This window comes from Paenibacillus sp. J31R109, assembly GCF_059692055.1.
The window spans coordinates 21,078-41,241 of sequence record NZ_JCAUAR010000015.1; the positions used below are offsets into that span (position 1 = coordinate 21,078).

16 protein-coding genes and 1 riboswitch are annotated in these 20,164 nt (G+C 48.5%); all 16 genes read left to right on the forward strand.

Translation table 11 applies throughout. The features are described 5' to 3' along the window. Positions 1-237: 237 nt before the first annotated feature. The 16 genes from spoIIR (at position 238) to upp (ending at position 20,117) form a co-directional block, all read left to right on the forward strand. Entirely contained in the window at positions 238-1,011 is a 774-nt protein-coding gene (gene spoIIR / locus AC58QT_RS27380; protein WP_497411783.1) for a stage II sporulation protein R, read from the forward strand. 26 nt (positions 1,012-1,037) lie between these two features. Further along, positions 1,038-2,108: an L-threonylcarbamoyladenylate synthase gene (locus AC58QT_RS27385; RefSeq protein WP_497411784.1), complete on the forward strand. Its 1,071-nt coding sequence runs from the start codon at positions 1,038-1,040 to the stop codon at positions 2,106-2,108. Positions 2,109-2,169: 61 nt separating this feature from the next. Then, the gene (locus tag AC58QT_RS27390; RefSeq protein ID WP_497289101.1) at positions 2,170-2,730 is read left to right on the forward strand and encodes a manganese efflux pump MntP; all 561 of its coding nucleotides are present in this window, start codon (positions 2,170-2,172) and stop codon (positions 2,728-2,730) included. A gap of 98 nt (positions 2,731-2,828) precedes the next feature. Further along, positions 2,829-3,401 (forward strand): low molecular weight protein arginine phosphatase, encoded by a 573-nt coding sequence (locus AC58QT_RS27395; protein WP_497411785.1) that lies wholly within the window; start codon positions 2,829-2,831, stop codon positions 3,399-3,401. Between the two features lie 95 nt (positions 3,402-3,496). Then, positions 3,497-3,577: riboswitch (ZMP/ZTP riboswitch) on the forward strand. 104 nt (positions 3,578-3,681) lie between these two features. Then, positions 3,682-4,140, forward strand: a complete 459-nt coding sequence (gene rpiB / locus AC58QT_RS27400; protein WP_056611733.1) for a ribose 5-phosphate isomerase B — start codon at positions 3,682-3,684, stop codon at positions 4,138-4,140. Positions 4,141-4,155: 15 nt separating this feature from the next. Beyond that, on the forward strand, positions 4,156-4,767 hold the full coding sequence (locus AC58QT_RS27405) for a TIGR01440 family protein (RefSeq protein WP_497411786.1): 612 nt from the start codon (positions 4,156-4,158) through the stop codon (positions 4,765-4,767). Between the two features lie 36 nt (positions 4,768-4,803). After that, positions 4,804-6,054, forward strand: coding sequence for a serine hydroxymethyltransferase (gene glyA, locus AC58QT_RS27410; RefSeq protein WP_497289098.1), 1,251 nt, complete (start codon positions 4,804-4,806; stop codon positions 6,052-6,054). 263 nt (positions 6,055-6,317) lie between these two features. After that, positions 6,318-7,331, forward strand: a complete 1,014-nt coding sequence (locus AC58QT_RS27415; protein WP_497411787.1) for a glycoside hydrolase family protein — start codon at positions 6,318-6,320, stop codon at positions 7,329-7,331. Further along, a complete protein-coding gene (locus tag AC58QT_RS27420; RefSeq protein ID WP_497411788.1) occupies positions 7,325-9,043 on the forward strand; it encodes a family 16 glycosylhydrolase in 1,719 nt (572 codons plus the stop codon). Before AC58QT_RS27415 ends, AC58QT_RS27420 begins: the two co-directional genes overlap by 7 nt. 155 nt (positions 9,044-9,198) lie before the next feature. Continuing rightward, positions 9,199-10,101, forward strand: a complete 903-nt coding sequence (locus AC58QT_RS27425) for an ABC transporter permease (protein ID WP_497411789.1) — start codon at positions 9,199-9,201, stop codon at positions 10,099-10,101. A gap of 15 nt (positions 10,102-10,116) precedes the next feature. Continuing rightward, on the forward strand, positions 10,117-10,989 hold the full coding sequence (locus tag AC58QT_RS27430) for a carbohydrate ABC transporter permease (protein ID WP_497411790.1): 873 nt from the start codon (positions 10,117-10,119) through the stop codon (positions 10,987-10,989). Between the two features lie 80 nt (positions 10,990-11,069). Beyond that, a complete protein-coding gene (locus tag AC58QT_RS27435; protein WP_497411791.1) occupies positions 11,070-12,683 on the forward strand; it encodes a type 2 periplasmic-binding domain-containing protein in 1,614 nt (537 codons plus the stop codon). A gap of 71 nt (positions 12,684-12,754) precedes the next feature. Then, entirely contained in the window at positions 12,755-14,545 is a 1,791-nt protein-coding gene (locus tag AC58QT_RS27440; protein WP_497411792.1) for a cache domain-containing sensor histidine kinase, read from the forward strand. Further along, complete coding sequence (locus AC58QT_RS27445) at positions 14,542-16,140, forward strand: response regulator (RefSeq protein WP_497411793.1); 1,599 nt, start codon at positions 14,542-14,544, stop codon at positions 16,138-16,140. The genes AC58QT_RS27440 and AC58QT_RS27445 overlap by 4 nt, the downstream gene beginning before the upstream one ends. 16 nt (positions 16,141-16,156) lie before the next feature. After that, positions 16,157-19,297: a glycosyl hydrolase gene (locus AC58QT_RS27450; protein ID WP_497411794.1), complete on the forward strand. Its 3,141-nt coding sequence runs from the start codon at positions 16,157-16,159 to the stop codon at positions 19,295-19,297. Positions 19,298-19,487: 190 nt separating this feature from the next. Next, positions 19,488-20,117 carry a uracil phosphoribosyltransferase gene (upp, locus tag AC58QT_RS27455; protein ID WP_310501120.1) on the forward strand — a complete coding sequence of 210 codons (630 nt, stop codon included), beginning with the start codon at positions 19,488-19,490 and terminating at the stop codon, positions 20,115-20,117. Positions 20,118-20,164 lie beyond the last annotated feature (47 nt).

A 20,164-nucleotide genomic window follows, 5' to 3' on the forward strand; every position in this document is an offset into this window, starting at 1 on the left:
AAAAAACTGTATATTCGCAGGCTTTTGTTCGGATTAGGGGAATTTGAGAAAAAAAGCTGTAGTTTTGCAGGTATTTAGGTCTTGAGTGAACCCTCTATTTAAATTTGTATGCTTGAATTTAGGAGCCCTCTACTAAATCTATCATTTTGCCAAAAATAATAGATTCATAGGTTTAGCCCCACCCACTCTTGTCCATACTGGCAAGTAGATAGCGGAAACGGGAAAGGGGCTACCTCCATGGTTAAGAGAACAGAGCGCCACTCAGTTAAGAGCCTATTATTCATTGCTTTTGCACTTATCCTTATGATTATGTGTTGGGAATCCAATCGTACGAACGCGGCGGTCGTTTCGCCTACCATACCAGAAGAATCCATTCGTTTGCGTATTCTAGCAAATTCGGATTCTGCGCAGGACCAGGCTTTAAAACGCGAGATTCGCGATGCGATTATTGCCCGTATGGAAGATTGGGTTGTGGGACCCCACTCCTTGGAAGAGGCCAGAGCAGTCGTGAATGCGCACTTGCCTGAATTCGATCAACTTGTGGGCGAGATGATCGCATCCCGCGGCTACAACTATCCACATACTGTGGAGTTAGGTGTTGTCCCTTTTCCAACTAAAATGTACGGAAATGACGTCTACCCGGCTGGGGATTATGAAGCGTTGCGTGTTGTGATTGGTTCGGGTGAAGGGCAAAATTGGTGGTGCGTGTTATTTCCACCGTTATGCTTTGTAGATTCCGTATCGGGTGAAGCGGTTGCTTCAGCAGCCGTTGTGGTGGCCAAAACGACCGATGAGAATGGCAAGGAAAAGCAGCCAGTTAAAGAAGATAAGGCGAAAACTGTCGCTAGCAAAGACAAAGCTGCTTCGACAGAGAAGGTAGCAAAGAAAGAAACAAAAGGTGAGGTCGTAGCAGCTTCAGCTTCGACTACCACGACCGAAGAGCCAGCTCAACCGAAGGTTAAATTCTTTATTTGGGAAATGTTTAAGGCGATCTTTTCGTGGTTCAGCTAATTCTATACAAGTAAGGATGAGAGTTTGTGACAATCTACTGGGACGTGAATCAAGGAGCGATAGGCGCAACAGCGCAGAATATAGCAGAAGCAGCTAAACTTCTGCAGCAAGGTGATACGGTAGCCTTTCCGACCGAAACGGTGTACGGACTTGGAGCGGATGCGACGAATACTACCGCCGTTCTCCAGATTTTCGCTGCAAAAGGGAGGCCTTCTGACAATCCTTTAATCGTACATATTGCTGATGTGAACCAGCTCCCAAGTCTTGTTCAGTCGGATAGTCTTACTACGGATCATCTAGCTCTTATGCAAGCTTTTTGGCCAGGCCCCTTAACCATTGTGCTACCTGTTCTTGCAGGTAGCCTTTCGCCGTTAGTGACGGCGGGTCTGCAAACGGTAGGCATTCGTATACCTGATCATCCGGTTGCCTTACAGTTGCTGCGAGAAACAGGGCTGCCGATAGCGGCGCCAAGTGCGAATAGTTCAGGCAGACCGAGTCCGACCTTAGCCTCGCATGTGCGCGATGATTTGGACGGAAAAATTGGCGGCATTGTGGATGGTGGTGCAACCGGGGTTGGCGTAGAGTCTACGGTTATTCAGCTGGTTGATGGAGAGTTATATATTCTGAGACCAGGTGGTGTGACAGCCGAGCAGCTGCATGTCGTGTTGCCAAAGCTGCCTATTCATGTGTCTGAACCGACAGAAGTAGAAGCTTCGGATACCCCGCGTGCGCCAGGTATGAAGTACACGCATTATGCGCCGAAGGGCTTTATGCACATCGTGCAAGGGGATGATGTTCAGGAAGTCTCGGCATGGATTCAGCAGGATATTGATGCTGCGAAGGCACGAGGAGAGTCGACGGGTATTCTAACCTTTGAGGAGAGAGCCGGCGAATACCGTGCAGATCTCATTCTCGCATGCGGTTCTCTATCCGAACCAGATTCGATTGCTCGGGAGCTATATGGCGCTCTGCGGACTTTTGATCACCAAGGTATTAGTTATATTGTCGCAGAAGGTGTCCCTGATTCAGGTATTGGCAGCGCGATTATGAATCGACTGCTCAAAGCAGCGGGGCATGAACGGATCCGTCTCAAATAAGCATGATTCCCAGTTTGTCCGCATATCTTGAGAAAGAATCGTGGACAAGGGGGATCGTGCTATGCTCGCATCTGGGGTACAAGTTGGGCAACTCATGACAATTGGAATAATGGCGATTGCTTTGGGCCTAGATGCTTTTTCGTTAGGAATTGGCATTGGAATGAAGGGCATTCGTCTGTGGGATATTTTGAAAATAAGTATTATCATCGGTCTTTTCCATGTCATCATGCCGCTAACGGGGATGTTTATGGGGCAATATGTTTCCCTCCTATTGGGTAACGTCGCGACGGCCGCGGGGGGATGTTTACTTATTTTGCTTGGAGCCCATATGGTATACAGCTCGGTACGCGGGGAAGAAGCGACGGCCTTTGATCATCGGACACTATGGGGGCTTATCATATTTGCGCTCAGTGTAAGTATAGATTCATTCTCGGTGGGTGTATCGCTTGGCATGTTTGCTACTGATATCGTGCTCACTGTGCTCGTATTTGGATTATTTGGCGGGTTGCTTTCGATAGCGGGCTTGCTATTAGGTAGACGAGTTAGCGGTTGGGTAGGCGAATACGGCGAGGCATTCGGCGGACTTATCTTATTAGGGTTTGGGATCAAGTTTTTACTATGATACAATACGAGTAATCATGGACGGTGCAGCCGTTCATCAATTTCTATATAAACGCACCTCTCCTAAGAGGGTGTAGTCGTTTATTTCGGGAGGATTTCATGTTGCGAATTCTATTTGTCTGTACAGGAAATACGTGCCGCAGTCCGTTAGCTGAAGGTTTGCTGCGTATGAGGGTGCGTCAAGAGGGGCTTGCGGCGGAGGTTCGTTCGGCAGGTGTATCCGCGACGACGGGTGGTCCGATCTCTAGGAATAGCCAATCGCTTCTACATGAAGCGGGTTTCAAGGAATCGATTAGTTCGCTAGCCATTAGTGATGCAGATGTCGATTGGGCTGATCTGGTCTTGACGATGACGACGGGCCATAAACGTACCGTGATTGGGCGCTTCCCTCATGCGATCGAGAAGACTTATACGCTCAATGAGTATGTAGAGGACGATGATCGAATTCTGAAGGCAATTGAAGAGAGAGAGCAGCTTGCAGCGGAGCTTCAACTTAAACAGGCGCTGTCCCAAACGGTATCTGTCGAAGAAAGAAGTCGTATGTATACGTTGGAAAATACGATTCCCGATTACGATATTTCCGATCCTTATGGCGGATCATTGGCTGATTACCGAAATACCGCTGAAGAAATTAGCCGGAGCTTAGATAAATTGGTAAAAAAGCTGCGTTAACCACAATCGTTTTTCCAGATTGCACCTTATGTCTTCATGTAGGCTAATAGAACTTTACACATCGCGAGGAATGCGATAAAATACAGGTAACAAGCAAGACTCAATGTAACTGGCGACGAGTGGGAGTAACCACAATGGAGCATTGAGCTATACGGCCGGTCGCCTGGGCAAAAGAGCAACGCGCGTTTTTTAGCGTGTGCGCTCTTTTTTTCGTTTTTGGTGAGCTTTGGGATATAATAGGATGGTCGAATTCGAACAGTCAAAAAGGAGCGTTTTATTCATGAAAATTGCTTTAGGTGCAGATCATGCAGGCTATCGTTTGAAAGATGTTATCATTCCTTTTATTGAATCATTAGGTCATCAAGTGATTGATTTCGGATGCAGCTGCGGCGACTCCGTTGATTATCCAGATTATGCACTTCAGGTTTGCGAAAAAGTCGTTTCGGGAGAAGCAGACAAAGGGATTCTGCTTTGTGGAACAGGCATTGGGATGTCCATTGCTGCCAATAAGGTTCCGGGAATCCGCTGTGCACTTGTGCACGATCTTTTCTCTGCGAAAGCGACACGTGAACATAACGATACGAACGTGCTTGCAATGGGTGAGCGAGTAGTTGGGCCTGGCGTAGCGGAAGAAATCGTCAAAATTTGGTTGGAAACCGAGTTTTCAGAGGGTGTCCGCCATAAGAACCGCATCAATAAAGTGCAGAGCATTGAGGATCGTTTCACAGTACATCCCTAGAAATGAGGATGAATAATGAGTGATTCTGTATTTGACCCTATAGCAGCAGCGGAAGCTTTGGAAGCGAACCTGCGGGAGCTGGTTACGGTCGGCGGCTTGCGACCCGGCAACATGCTTGTGATCGGTACGAGCACGAGTGAAATTCTCGGGCATCGCATTGGTACATCGGGTACGCTGGATGCGGCTAAGCCGATTTTTGAGACGGTGAAGCGCATCTGCAGCGAGTTCGGGCTGTTTGCGGCCTATCAGTGCTGCGAGCATTTGAATCGTGCGCTGGTTGTGGAAGATGAGCTTCTGACGCTAGCGCCGCAGCTGGAACCGGTCTCTGTCATTCCCGTACCGAAGGCAGGAGGATCGATGGCCTCTTACGCGTATCGGCACTTCACAAAGGCCGTCGTGGTGGAGTCGATTGCGGCTCACGCGGCTATCGATATCGGCAGTACGCTGATCGGGATGCACCTGCGCAAAGTGGCTGTGCCTGTCAGGCCACCTGTTCGCCATATCGGCCAAGCGTACGTTACGATGGCCTTCGCAAGGCCTAAGCTGATCGGAGGCACGAGAGCTATCTACTCCGCCGATCTAGCGGAGCAACTCTATCAACAAGCTGCACCTGATGCAGATTGCTAATTGTATTTTAACGACTATCCTTAGGAGGAATTTCAGATGACAAACTTTTTGAGCAAGCAAGATCCAAAAATCGTAGAAGCGATGAACCTTGAGCTAGGCCGTCAACGCGACAAAATTGAGTTAATTGCTTCCGAGAACATCGTGAGCGAAGCCGTTCTTGAAGCTATGGGTACAGTACTTACGAACAAATATGCAGAAGGCTACCCAGGCAAAAGATACTATGGTGGCTGTGAGTACGTAGACATCGTGGAAGACATCGCTCGTGATCGCGCGAAAGAGCTTTTCGGTGCTGAGCACGCCAACGTTCAACCGCATTCCGGTGCACAAGCGAACATGGCTGTTTACCTAGCTGCTCTAAACCCTGGCGACACGGTTCTTGGTATGAACCTTGCACACGGTGGTCACTTAACGCACGGTAGCCCAGTTAATGCTTCCGGTATTCTTTACAACTTCGTAGCTTACGGCGTAAGCGAAAAAGATTTCCGCATCGATTATGATGATGTTCGTAAAGCAGCTTTCAAACACAAGCCTCGTATGCTAGTTGCTGGTGCAAGTGCGTACCCGCGTACGATTGATTTCGAAGCATTGGCTTCCATTGCTAACGATGTAGGCGCATTGTTCTTCGTTGATATGGCGCATATCGCTGGTCTAGTTGCAGCTGGTTTGCACCCGAACCCAGTGCCGCACGCACATTTTGTAACAACAACAACACACAAAACGCTTCGCGGTCCTCGCGGCGGTATGATTCTTACGAAAAAAGCATGGGCTGCAGCGATCGATAAAGCCGTATTCCCTGGTTCCCAAGGTGGACCTTTGATGCATACCATTGCAGCTAAAGCTGTTTCCTTCGGTGAAGCTCTTCAACCGGATTTTAAAGTATACGGTCAAAACGTCATCAACAACGCACAAGCTTTGGCAACAGCTCTTACAGCTGAAGGCATCAACCTTGTATCCGGCGGTACAGACAACCACTTGATGTTGGTTGACTTGCGTAACCTGAACATCTCTGGTAAAGACGCTGAGCACGTGCTTGATGAGATCGGTATTACAGCGAACAAAAACGCAATTCCTTTCGACCCAACTAGCCCGTTCGTAACAAGTGGTATCCGTTTGGGTACACCGGCTGTTACTTCCCGTGGTATGGACGAAGAAGCAATGAAAACTATCGCAAAAGTTATCGGTCTTACATTGAAAAACCCGAAAGACGAAGCTACACTTGAGAAAGCTCGTGGCATGGTTGCGGATCTAACAGCGCAATTCCCGCTTTACCCAGGTTTGACTTACTAATAGCAATTTGAAGGGGCCAGCTCATTGGAGCTGGTCTTTTTTTTCTTTCTGCTGAAACCCACTTTTACTTACCTCCACTTCCCACCCCTAGTTATCTCCGCTAACTCTCAAAGCGATTTTCCTGCCAGCTACCTGCCAATCCACCAAACACACATCCCAAAACTTCAAACCATCTTACGAAAATATGAAACCTTTCCGCGCGGCAGAGCCCTTACACTATTTCTGTACGAATGTATACCCTTACAGAGCTAGGAGAGGTGAACATGAATTTTCAGGAGATGCTTCGGCCTGTGCCGGCTGGGGCGAAGTTTGAGCTAGCAGGATGGCATGTTTGGTGTGGTTCGATGACACGAGATCCGGAGGGGAGGTATTACTTGTTTTATTCACGTTGGCCTGAGCAGGTGGGGTTTGAGTCTTGGGCCACGCATTCCGAAATTGCCTATGCGGTTGCGGATAATCCGTTAGGTCCGTTCCACCATGTTGATACGATTTGGACCAATAGAGATGGCGCAGCGAGCTGGGATAGGGATGTAGCACACAATCCAGCCATTTTGCATCACGGTAATCGTTATTACCTGTATTACATGGGGACGCATGGCCCTGACTTTGATCTCGACTATCCTGCCGATGAGGCAACATGGTGGGCGTATCGTAACCATCAACGTATTGGAGTTGCTGTCGCTGACCATCCTGCAGGACCCTGGACGCGAGGGACTGCTCCTGTACTCGATGTTTCCCCAGGAAAGTGGGATGGTCTCATGACGAGCAATCCTACCGTGTGCGAGACCACGGACGGCCGTGTTCTAATGATGTACAAAGGTGTGGCCGAGGGTCCTCCGCCGAAGGGTGGAGCGGTTAACGCAGGCGTTGCCTTTGCCGATCATCCGCTGGGACCGTTTCGCAAGCAGCCAGAACCCACGGTAACGAACCCCACGAACGATTGGGCGGTAGAGGACCCTTATGTATGGTGTCAGGGAGATGGCTACTACGCGCTGATGAAGGATTTTCAAGGTTATTTTACGAAGTCGGAACGCGGCTCTGTAGCTTTATTTGAATCATCAGACGGCATCGTGTGGCAGCCATCGCGGCATGTGCTCGCTTTCGATCTTCAAATTTCCTGGGCGCATCAGGATGCACAATCCGTTCTCAGATTGGAACGCCCCCAGCTATGGTTCGACGAGAGTGGGAAGCCTGCCGTCTTACTCTGCGCCGTACTTGAACGGGAGGGAAGCCGCTCGTATAACATCCGAATTCCATTAGGAGGAGATGAATGGTGAATTTGAAATGGCTTAGTCCACTTCGCACTTTAATAGTCAATCCGCTCCGGACGGTATTACCCGTATGTTTGTTGGCCACAGCGACACTCTCTACAATTGTACCTGATCCAGCTTCAGCAGCGGCACCAGCAGGTTACACGTTATATTACGCTGATGAATTTAACGATACAGTGATCAATGAGGATGACTGGATGTACCGTGATGCGGGTCCCTATTCACTAGGGTACAACCGGAAAGAGAACGTGCGTGAATCTGGCGGCTCTTTGCACATTGATTTTAAGCGTGAGCAAATTAATGGTACGTGGTACAACACCTGCGGCGGTATAGTTTCGAAGAAACTGTTCGGCTATGGCTATTACGAGACGAGAGCTAAGCTGTTTAATAGCACCACAGGGCTGCATTCTTCCTTCTGGAGTATGGGGCTCAGCAATCATATCGCCGCGAATAACATAACCGGCTTGACGGCCGAAATTGCCGCGGGGAATTTACCTTTTTATAATCAGGCTACGGAGATTGACGGCTTCGAGCATGACTCTGCCAACGGCTACTTTGATACGGGGACGATCACTTATATCCCAGGATACAGTTCGCCGCGTCATGCGGTCTCCGTTACACCAGATGCGTGGCACGTCTATGGGTATGAATGGACGCCGACGGCGATTAAATTCTATCTGGACGGTACACTCGTCAATACGATTAATACCGTTACGACTCCGATGCCTTTTGCGCCAGCCAATTTTTGGCTAACGGCACTAGGCTATAGAACGGTTTCGGATTACACGAAGCTGCCAGGTGAAAGTGAGTTTGATTACTTCCGTTTTTACGCGAAGAGCTACCCGGCTGCGAACCTGCTTGGTAATCCTCAGATGGAGTTTACGGTAAAAGACACATCCAAAGGATATACCGATCAAGATACGCCCAATTGGATCGAGACGTACGATAAAGACGCCAGCTTTATGACCACGACAGATGCACATACCGGAACACGTTCCTTGAAGCATGCGAAGGGGAGCAATTATCTAGTTACGACGAAGCAGAATCTGAACGGGATCGCAAACGGTACCTACCAGCTCAGCGCGTGGGTGAAGAGTTCTGGCGGTCAGGCACAGGCTCAGATGCGTGTGCTGAATTACGGTGGAACGGAGATGAACATCACGGTCCCCACAACCAGCACGTGGACTCAAATCACGTTGAATAATATCCCCGTGACCAATGGTCAGGCAACGATTGCCTTTACGTCTAATGCAACCTCGACGCAGTGGATGCTCGTTGATGATGTGATTTTTAGCGAAGTATCGGCTACAACGGTGTATGAAGCAGAGTCCTTACCCGTAACTACGTCTACGGGGGATTCGCAAACGAATTACAATGATGCTGTTACTGGTAAATCGTTCAACAACCTAAACGGCAATGGCGTTGGCGATTACGTGCAATACACGGTAAATGTACCACAGACAGGAACGTATACGGTGTACGTGGGAAATCGCAGTGCATTCAACAAAGGCATCTACCAGCTGGCCGTTAACGGTACGAATCTAGGCTCGACGGTAGACCAGTATACCGTAACTTCCGGGTATACGGAGTCTAACCTAGGCACGGTCACGATAGGTACAGCAGGCAACCAGACGTTCCGATTCACCGTAACGGGCAAGAATACATCTGCTAGCACATATCAACTTGCTTACGATTACATCACACTCGTCAAAAATTGATCCAGCAAAGCCGTCTCTCTACGGAGAGGCGGTTTCGTATTTTTGAAAAATTTCCGAAGATTTTAGACCATCTGCCAAAGATATGAAAAGGATCAACCCTTTCACGACGCTACAATAAAGGTATAACCAACAGAGAGAGAGAGGAGAGGCAGATCATGCATCGAACGATGAATGGGCTGCGAAGATACGGTGTGATGTATGCCCTATTAATTCCGGGCTTACTGTACTTTGCGGTATTTAAATATGTGCCGATGGTGTACATCGCCGCTGCATTTAAGAACTACAATGTCCTGCAAGGACTCTGGGAAAGCCCGTGGGTCGGCTGGCAGAACTTTCAGCTATTTTTCGATGGTGTGTATTTTAAACAGATTATTGGAAATACCATTCTGATTTCGTTTTACAAGCTCGTCTTTTCATTTCCAGCACCAATTATTCTAGCCTTAATGCTCAATGCCGTTACGTCAACAGGGTTCAAAAGGACCATTCAGACCCTGACTTACCTGCCTCATTTTCTATCATGGGTCATTATTTACGGGTTGCTGGTGGCTTTCCTCGCACCTGGAACAGGACTTGTTAACCAGTTGTTAACCGCCTTTCATTTAGACCGCATATCCTTCTTAACCGAGTCCGGTCTGATCCGGTCGCTTATCGTCACAACGGATATTTGGCAGTCAGTCGGCTGGGGAGCCATCATTTATCTGGCAGCGCTCACAGGCATCGATCCAAGCCTTTATGAAGCAGCAACAATGGATGGTGCATCTCAATCCCGTCAGCTGTGGCATATTACCCTTCCGGGTATTCGCAACGTTATTATCCTCATGCTCGTGCTGCGGCTCAGCGCCATTCTTGATGTCGGCTTTGACCAAATCTTCATCATGCTCAATCCGCTTAATCAAGAGAAGGCCGATGTTATCGAGACATGGGTGTATCGGGTCGGTTTACAAGAGGGACGTATTGGACTTGCTACCGCTGTCGGGTTGTTTAAATCAGTAATCGGCTTCGTGCTAGTACTTGGTGCGAATCGGATTGCCAAGAAATTCGACGGACAAATCTGGTAGAAGGAGGAATCATCCATGCGTCACATGACTACCGGCGAACGAGTCGCCCAAGGTGTTAACTATTTGCTGCTTACTCTACTCGCTGCTTCTTGCGTACTGCCGTTCCTGTATGTCATCAGCGTCTCATTGACACCTATATCTGAGTTCATTAAGAAAGATGGCTTGGTCATCATCCCGACACATACCACATTGACTGCGTACCGAGAGATCATGCAAGGGGGCCGATTACTCGATGCCTACCAAGTTACCCTTTTTCGTGTCATTGTCGGTACGCTGCTGAACTTAGTGTTCACCGTCATTACAGCACTTCCGCTCTCGCGCAAAGCGTTGCCTGGCCGAAGTCCATTCCTGCTTTTTATCGTATTCACCATGCTGTTCAACGGCGGTATTATTCCAGGCTACTTGCTTGTAAAAAATATAGGACTACTCGACTCCGAATGGTCACTTATCATTCCAGGCTTGATTAATGCGTTCTATCTCATGATCGTAAAAAGCTTTTTTGAACAGCTGCCAGAAGCCATTGACGAAGCTGCTCGAATCGATGGAGCGGGAGAGATCTCCATTCTGGTACGCATCGTAATCCCATTGTCTGTACCGATTATCGCGACGATTGGCCTTTTCTACGCCGTGTGGCACTGGAACAGCTATTTCGACGCTCTCCTCTACATCAACACGCCAGAGAATCAGCCTGTCCAGCTATTTCTAAGGCAAATTCTACTCGCGTCTGTGGCGATTAGTGGTGACGCAGCGGAAGCAGCGAACTCGGTGAACCCCATTTCGGTCCAGATGGCGTCTGTTGCCATTACAACGTTACCGATTTTGGTTGTGTATCCATTCATCCAGAAGCATTTTACCCGAGGTGTACTGCTTGGCTCTGTGAAAGGATAATAGGGGGCCAAATTCACGATGATATCTAGAGGAAACTCTCGGATATAGCATGTATAATAGACTAAAGGGAGAGGTTCAAGATGAAAAAGAATCACGCAAGTGCGTTGCTTAGTATGACTGTAATCCTAGGGGTTGTTGCTTCAGGTTGCAGCAAGGCTGAGAGTACAGCTTCACCAAGTGCGAGCGTTGCCCCCTCAACTGGAGCTGTGCAATCGGCTAAGCCGGTGGAAGCTGATAAGAAGTATAAAGTTAGCTTTTATAATACAATCGGTTATCGGTTAACAACGCCAATGCCAGCGAAAGAGCAGGATCCCATTCGTCAAATGATCGAGAAGGACAACAATATGGATCTCGATATGATCATGGGCGGCGAGAACTGGAAAGATAAGCTTAACCTGCTGATCTCCTCCAATCAGATTCCCGATATCGTCTCTTTCCCAGATCGTGCTTCTGCGATTAAATATTACGATCAAGGCTTGCTCGCCGATCTGGATGACTTGTTGAAGGAGTTCCCTGAGCTTCCGAAAGCATTTGACCCTTCGCGCCTGGAGCCTATGAAATATAAAGGCCATACCATTGGTTTACCAGCTTCCGAAGCTGTTGGCGGTGTAAACGGTTGGTGGATCAACAATACGTGGCTCAAAAAGTTGAACTTGTCGGTTCCAACGAATCCACAAGAATTGCTCAATGTTATGAAAGCGTTCACTTTCAACGATCCAGACGGTAATGGCAAGAACGATACGTATGGTTACGTCGCGATGCTGCCAAAGGATGGCTCATTGGGTTATAGCACGAGCGGTGCACAAGGTTTCCAACAGATTTTCTGGATGTACGGTGTGCAACCTAACTTTGTAGATGTCAAAGATGGTAAGGTTGTTGTCTACAACACCGACGCGAAAACGAAGGAAGCGCTGACGTTCATTAAAGAAATGATCGATGCGAAAGTTGTTGACCCTGACTGGGTAACGATCGACGATGGACTCAAACGTGATAATAAAATGTACCAAGGCAAAGTTGGTATTATGATTGAAGACTGGCGCCGTTCGGAGCCTGCGGAAACGAAGAAAATGCAGGATGCCGGAGGCAGCATACCAGATTGGAAGCAAATCGCACCGCCAAAAGGACCGTATGGCGATCAAATTCTTGACGTGAAGCCGTTCCAACAGTCACTCATTGGACTTTCGAAGGAAGCAATGAAAGATGCTGGCAAAGCGAAGCGTGCCATGCAGTTCATTCAATATCTCTACACCAGCAAAGACGCGTATCCGTTCCTTGCTTATGGTATTAAAGATAAGTCATTTACCGTGACAAATAATACACCGAAGCTCATTGATAGAGCGACTTACAACGAGAAAGAAATTGAATGGCGCTATAACTACGCTTTCGTTCGCAAAGCGACAGACGGCGTGTACTTCGACTTCCAGAAGCCTGATATCACGAACGCTAACCAGAAGATTAATACGAGTTACTTGAAGGATAACAACGTAAATCCACGTGTTTTCGATGATCCGGCTGACCCGATGTCGCAAGATCGTCTGAAATATGCGAATGAAATGATGCTCAAATTCGTAACCGGCAAAGAACCTTTAGCAAACTGGGATACGTTCGTGAAGACGCTGCAGGATAAGTTTAAGCTGAACGATGCGATTGCGAATTATACGAAGCAGCTGCAAGGTGACGGTGTTATAAAATAATTGTAGTCCGGAAAAGGGGAGAAGACTCCTCTTTTTCCACATTCAACAACTTAGCAACGAGAGGTGCGCACATGCGAGATTGGATCAAGAGATGGTTCCACAATATATCATTCCGACTGTTTCTTGTCTGTTTCGTCTTCGTACTCAGCTCGGAGGCTATTCTAAGCGGCTTATCCTACCGTTATATTAAAAATGAAATTACGTCGAGTCAGCTTAACCAAGCTACACAGTTGCTGCATAAGGAAGAGGAATATATCGACTTGTATTTTCTTCTTGTGCAAAATACGATCGGTCAACTCTCCACTTCAGCAGCTTCGTGGCGTAATGATCTGACGGCTGCGCAGGCTGCCCTGGAGAATGCCTACCGGGAGAACTCGGTCATGCTGACAGACGTGTACGTGATTCGCAAGGATTTATCCATTCTGGGTGGAAACCCTGTAACGAAGGTCATTAATGACCCAAGAGATGATCGTGATCCTCTATACAAAATGGCCTATAGTAACGCCTACGGTGCCGTCACGGTTAGCCAGCCTTATCAGAATTTCTTCTCTGGCTGGACGGTCACGTTCACTAAAGCGATTACCATTGCAGGTGAGCCGATGGCAGTGGCAGTGGATTTAAATCTAACTGCGATGCAGGAGCGATTGCAAAAAATTGGCGGTGGCAGCAACGATCTGCAACTCGGCATTATGGACAAAGAGGGACGTGTTATTCTGGAGCCAGCTGGCAGCCGTTTGTTCAGTATTGTCGATCACCGTCTACGTTTTGACGATCGCGATGGTAGGGAACTTGTGGATTCCAAGGATGATGTCTTTAACGAACATATGAATGGAAACGCCGTGACCATTATGAAGAGCATTAATCCGCGTACCAAATGGATTGTCTTTGCCTTCTATGACGGAACGACGCTGCAAACTTCGCTCAAGCGGATGGAGACCTTTTTCATTGGCCTGCTACTGCTTGGTTTCTTGCTTAGTGTGCTGACGGCTGGTTTCGTAGCTCGCATGATTCGAACACCGGTGTATTATCTGATTCGAAAAATTAATCAAGTCGGTCACGGAGACTTGAACGTTAGCATATCGAGCGCACGCCGTGATGAATTCGGCAAGCTGGCTGAAACATTCGATGATATGCTGCGCCAAATTAGGACCTTAATTGAGCATGTGAATCATGGTGAGCGCAAGAAGAAAGAGTTAGAGATTCAAGTACTGCAATCTCAAATCAATCCTCATTTTCTGTACAACACGCTAGGTTCTATTTCTAATGTGGTCGCGTTTGAGCGCTATTCTGAGGTAGACAACATCATTGAAGCCCTGATTTCAATTCTCGAATACGGCATCACGGAGTTCTCTGACCGGGTTAGTTTGGAGCAGGAATTGCGGAATGTGAAGGATTATTTATACATTCAGAAGATCCGATACGATAGTGAATTTGAGCTTAAGGAAGACATCGATCCGGTAGCCCTGCAGCTTCCTGTCCTTCGGATGGCGCTTCAGCCGATTGTGGAGAATAGTATTTTTCACGGATATGCTGGAGGTCGTAAACCAGGAGCAATTCAGTTATCAGCCATTCGTCGGGACGGTAATCTCATTATTGAGGTAAAGGACGAAGGAATAGGCATGACGCCTGATAAGACAACGGAGTTACTGCTAGAGGATCCAGCGGGGAAAAATTATAATCATCGGAAGCGAATTGGTTTGTACAACATCCATCAACGAATCCGTTTGAATTACGGTGAGCCTTATGGGCTTAGCGTGTGGAGTGAGCCAGGGCGTGGAACATGTGTAACACTGACATTCCCAGATGACACCGTGCAAGAGAACAAGAAGCATGAGGAACGGGACAGGGGGGAAGCGCAATGAGAGAGGTAACCTGCCTCATTGTGGATGATGAGCCGCCAATGGTAAAGCGGTTAGAGACCTATTTCGAACGATGGGCGGAGCGGCGAATGCCATTCCGACTTGTTGGTCATGCCTATTCGGGCGCCGAAGCCTTGGAGAGGGCAGATGAACTTCGTCCTGATCTCATCATCACAGATATCGTGATGCCTGGCATGGACGGGATTGAACTCGTTCGTCAGCTTCGGGAACGTCTGCCAGGTGTGGAGGTAATCATCCTAAGCGCCTACTCTGACTTTGCCTATGCGAAACAAGCCATTGCCATGGGAGTGTTTGAATATTTAGTCAAGGTGCCATTACGCGAAGAAGACGTACACACTGCCTTGTCCAAAGCGCGTGATAATGTCATCGCTCGCGAGGAGAAAGAAAGGCGCTTGCAAAGTCTTAGCGGATCAGTGAAAGAGAATTCGTATCGTCTGCGTAAGCATCTGTTTGAGGAGCTGCTGCGTGGTGAGGTGTCGGATTCCGTCATGGATCGCCGAAGCACAGAACTAGTGCCGAGTTTCGAGCCGCGGCAGTATGGTTGCTTTGCTCTACGGTTTGATAATTATGACGTATTCTGCTCGGAATATTCACCAGCTGACCGTAACATGCTCAAGTATGGCATGTTAAATATAATTGAAGAAGTACTGCGGGAAAAAGGGAGCTGCTTTGCTTGTGAGCTGCAGCAAGGTGTCATCGTGGCTTTAGCTGCGATTCAAGCAGGCAGCGAACAATCGTTCGACCGGAACTGCTACGAGCTTGGGGAAAGCATTCGTGACGCAATCAAAACCTATTTACGGATATCTGTTTCGATAGGTGTGAGCCGGATGTATAACGGCTGGGGGCAGGCTTCAAAAGCCTATGAGGAGGCAAAAGGTGCGCTCGCGGACACCTTCTATGCTAGCTTTGGCTCCGTGGTTACGCCAAATCGCAGGCTAGCTTACTCGGAGAGCGACTGGCGCGAGCTTTCAGATCGCTTCGAGCATACGCTTGAGCGATCAAGCTCAAAGTCAGGAGGCGAAGCGATTGCGCCTCTGCTTCATGTGCTGCACAGCCACCGCGTTACCCCCGGCAAGCTGCTGGGCTATGTGGATGGCTGGTACGCACGGCTTCGCCAGCGGCTGCTGACGACAGCGAATGCGGATGCCGCCGAGGTGGTTACCTTTGCGGACTGTACGCATTTGCATCAGCTGGTTGATCGGCTGCGCCTAGAGTGGGAACGGCTGCATGCCCGAGTAGAAGGAAGCGGGCTGCGCGCCGAGATGGTAAAGGCGATGCGTTTCGTTGAGGATCATCTAAAGGAATCGATTTCCCTCAGCGTTGTAGCCGAGCATATTCATTTGAATCCTTCGTATGTGAGCGAGCTTTTCAAGAAAGAATTAGGGATTAATTTCACGGATTACGTCTCTAAGCGTAGGATTGAGCGGGCCATCGAGCTGCTGCGTAAGCGTGATTATTCTAATTTAGAACTTGCTGAGGCTGTTGGCGTTCATAATGAGAAGTATTTTTGTACCTTGTTCAAAAAAATAACCGGAACCTCTCCGCAGAAGTTTGTCGCGGCAAGCGGGAGAGATTGACGAGGAGAGAGTTGCTTTGCTATCCAAGAAAACTCGAAATCAGTTGGATGAGTCCATTTTTCATGATCCGCCAACTACATATCGAAGCGCACCTTTCTGGTCATGGAACGATAAGCTGGAGCCTGAGGAACTTCGTAGGCAAATTGGCGAGATGAAACGCGCAGGGTTAGGCGGTTTCTTCATGCATACAAGACAGGGGCTGCTAACTCCCTATATGGGTGAGGAGTTCCTAGATGCGATTGAGGTATCTGCGGACGAGGCGAAAGCTCAAGGGCTAGAGGCTTGGTGCTACGATGAGAATGGTTGGCCTAGTGGAACAGCGAATGGCGTTGTGCCGGCATTAGGGGCCTCTTATCAGCAAAAGTCGCTGGAGGGTATCCAAGTTAAGAAAGAGAACGCCTTGCACCAGATGGAAGGACTTCGACAGGATCCCGACTTTATGTACCTGCTGGTTCGATTAGCAAACGAGCAGCAATGGCGAGTGCAAGAGACGGATGGCGATATTGAAAATTGGGATGTAGGCCTGGCCGTCATGTGCCGAGTGAATCCTTACTATATTGATATCCTTTCTATTCAAGCGATGGATGCTTTTCTGCAGGCGTGCCATGAGGTTTATTTCCAGCGTCTTGGTGACAGGTTCGGTGAGGGCACTATGCCCGGCATATTTACAGATGAGTTTAAGTTCTCTGGCATTCCATGGTCGGTTAATCTTGATCAGGAGTATTCGTTGCGTTATGGGCAGTCCATTACGAATGCCATCGGTTGGCTGCTTACAGAAGTACAAGAGTCTGAAAAAGAAGCAGCATACCTAGTGCGCTATCAGTTCTGGAATCTGGTAAGCGAGCGTTTTCGAACGTGCGTTCGTTTGGTTGCAGACTGGTGTGAAGCACATGGCTGGCAGCTGACAGGTCATTTCATGGGTGAAGATACCCTCATGGACCAAATGCAGTACACGGCAGGAGTCATGCCGTTGTATGAGCGAATGCATATGCCAGGTATTGATATGCTGGGTCGTACGCCGCGCAGCGTGATCTTGCCTAAGCAGGCGGCTTCGGTAGCGCGGCAGTTAGATAAACCATTCGTGATCACGGAAACCTTCGGTTGCTGTGGCTGGAACTTGAGTTTCCGTGAGATGAAAAGGATCGCTGAATGGCAGTTTGTCCTAGGTGTGAATCGACTATGCCCACATCTGCAATCGTATTCGATTCGTGGGGTTCGCAAGCGGGACTACCCACCATCTCTGTATGTTCAGCAACCATGGTGGGACGTGTACAGCCAGTTTAATAATTACTTTGCTAGGCTTACGTATTTGTTGACTCTTGGGAAGGCCGTTCCAGGTATTCTTGTGCTGCATCCGATGCGGTCGGCATGGCTGCTGCAAAGTATGAAAGATAAAAGTAACGTGGAACAATTGCAGAACCGCATGGATGCATTAGCGGAAGAATTATTAGCGCTTCAGCGTGATTTCGATTACGGCGATGAAGCGTTGATGCGAGACTATGGGCGTATTTTAGACGGGATGTTACAGGTCGGTTCCCAACAATACGCAACGGTCATTGTGAGTGATGTGCTAACGTTAGAGGCTTCAACCTTTGAACTGCTGAAATCGTTCGTAGAAGCGGGAGGAAAGGTTATCTTGGTGGGAGAAACCCCTCATTATCTGGAGGGCAAACGGAGCGAGACACTAGCATCTTGGTTTATGAGCGATCGTGTGGTTCATATTGCAGAGTTGAAGGGTTTGGCCGAGCAATTGCAAGTTCGCAGGGATTGGCTACCGGGAGAGGATACGTCGCAAGAAGCTTTACGAAAGCTTTATATACAAGAGCGGCGTTTGCCTGGTGTGACATTGCTGTATGTTGTGCATACGGGGAATACCGGGACGGTCGAGTTGAACATTCCAGCGTCAGATCGGCGAGTATGGATGGAGATGGATTTGGAAAATGGGGAAAAAGGCGAAGCTGACGCACGCACACTGTCGTCAAGCTTGAAGCTAGCGCCTGGTGATTCGAAGATTTTCGCGGTTTGGGACAGTGAGTCTGTAACGGAAGCAGTTCCAGCTTCAGCTACACCATCTTCCATTGAGAAGACATTATCAGTCATTGAAGTAAACATGGAATCTCCATGGGACTATCAGCTGTCAGCTCCTAATGCATTAACCTTAGACTATGCTGCCTATCGTTTAGATGGAGGCGAGTGGTCAGCACTAACGTATGTGCTGAATATCCAAGAGCATTGTATCGCGCTGAAACGGCCTGTGCATATCGAGTTGGCGTTTACTTTCGATACAGATGCGGCGCTGATGCAGGTCACTGATCGTTCACTATGGAAGCTGGCGATTGAACGTCCTGAGCATTGGAAGCTGGAGGTTAACGGACAGCTTATCCAAGCCGACAGTGCGGACGGTTGGTTAGGTGGAGATCGCAGCTTCCCTACGCTGAAGATCGGTGACTATGTGCGAGAGGGACGTAATGATATCCACATGTCCGGAACCTTTTACTGCAACGAAGAGGTGTACCGATTCTTCGGTGTGGCCGGTGCCAACTTGGCCCCGATTCGCAATAAGCTCACATTCGACGTTGAGATCGAAAGTGTGTACGTGCTAGGTCCTTTCGCTGTGCAACCTCACAGGGGCTGGGAGCAGGCGGAACGCGAGGCATTATGGACGGAAGGTCCGTTCACTTTGACTACCCCGCCGAAGCAACTTTCTCTGACGGATGTCACGACGCAGGGATTGGTCTTCTATGCAGGGGGCATCCGTGCAGCCAAAAGCATTACTTTACCTGAGTATGTGCTCAAACGTATACGCGAAGGGAGCAGGCTCGTCCTACAGTGGGACGCTATGCGCTGTCCAGCTGTGAATATTACCGTGAATGAAGGAACCGTGCATACTTTTCTTTGGGGAGCCCAGCAACTGGATCTTACAGCGGAAGTATCGGAAGCCACAGTGCAGCTTCACATAGAGTTGCTGACCAGTGGACGTAACACATTTGGCCCTCATCATCATCTAAAGGGTGAAGTAACCTTCGTCGGACCGACTAGCTTTACCGATAAAATCGGGTGGGTTGACGCAGGGGCCGACCAAATCTGGACGGATCGCTACTGTTTTGTCAGCTTCGGGCTGACCGGTGTTCAGTTATTGCTGATAGACGCCAGCTAAACCTTACTTCTACACCCTCCTCAGTGTGCATTCTCCGATTGGAGAGTGCGGCTTATGAGGTTTTTTTGCCATGATTTTATAACCAAAGCAAAACCGTTCATATTGTTGGTTCTATAGCAGATAAGTTGGATAACATATGATATAATGGACGAGGTTTGCCTGACCTACAAGCTTAATTTAGGAGGAATATATGGGTAAAGTACATATTTGCGATCATCCGCTTATCCAGCATAAGCTTACTTATATTCGGGATGAGAACACGACAACGAAGGATTTTAGAGCGCTTGTCGATGAAGTTGCTACATTAATGGTTTATGAAATTACAAGAGATCTTCCGCTGCAGCAAGTGCAAGTGAAAACGCCAGTCACAACAGCAGATTGTCACGTTATCTCGGGTAGAATGTTGGGGTTAATCCCTATTTTGCGAGCGGGTTTAGGTATGGTTGACGGTGTGTTAAAGCTGATGCCAGCTGCCAAAGTTGGACATGTTGGCCTCTATCGCGATCCGGATACACTTCAGCCCGTGGAATACTATGTGAAGCTGCCTACGGATGTATTGGAGCGGGATTTATTAGTTATCGATCCTATGCTGGCTACCGGTGGATCTGCCAACGCAGCGATTGAAGTGCTGAAACGCAGAGGCTGTACACGTATCAAGCTCATGTGTCTCATCGCTGCACCTGAGGGCGTAGCTTCCGTTCAAAAAGAACACCCAGACGTTGATATTTACGTCGCAGCTGTCGATGATCATTTGAATGATCATGGCTATATTGTGCCAGGTCTTGGGGATGCAGGGGATCGTCTGTACGGCACGGATTAATTTTTTGAACAAAAGTAAAGCTTACGAAGTCAGTTTTCCTGTAAGAA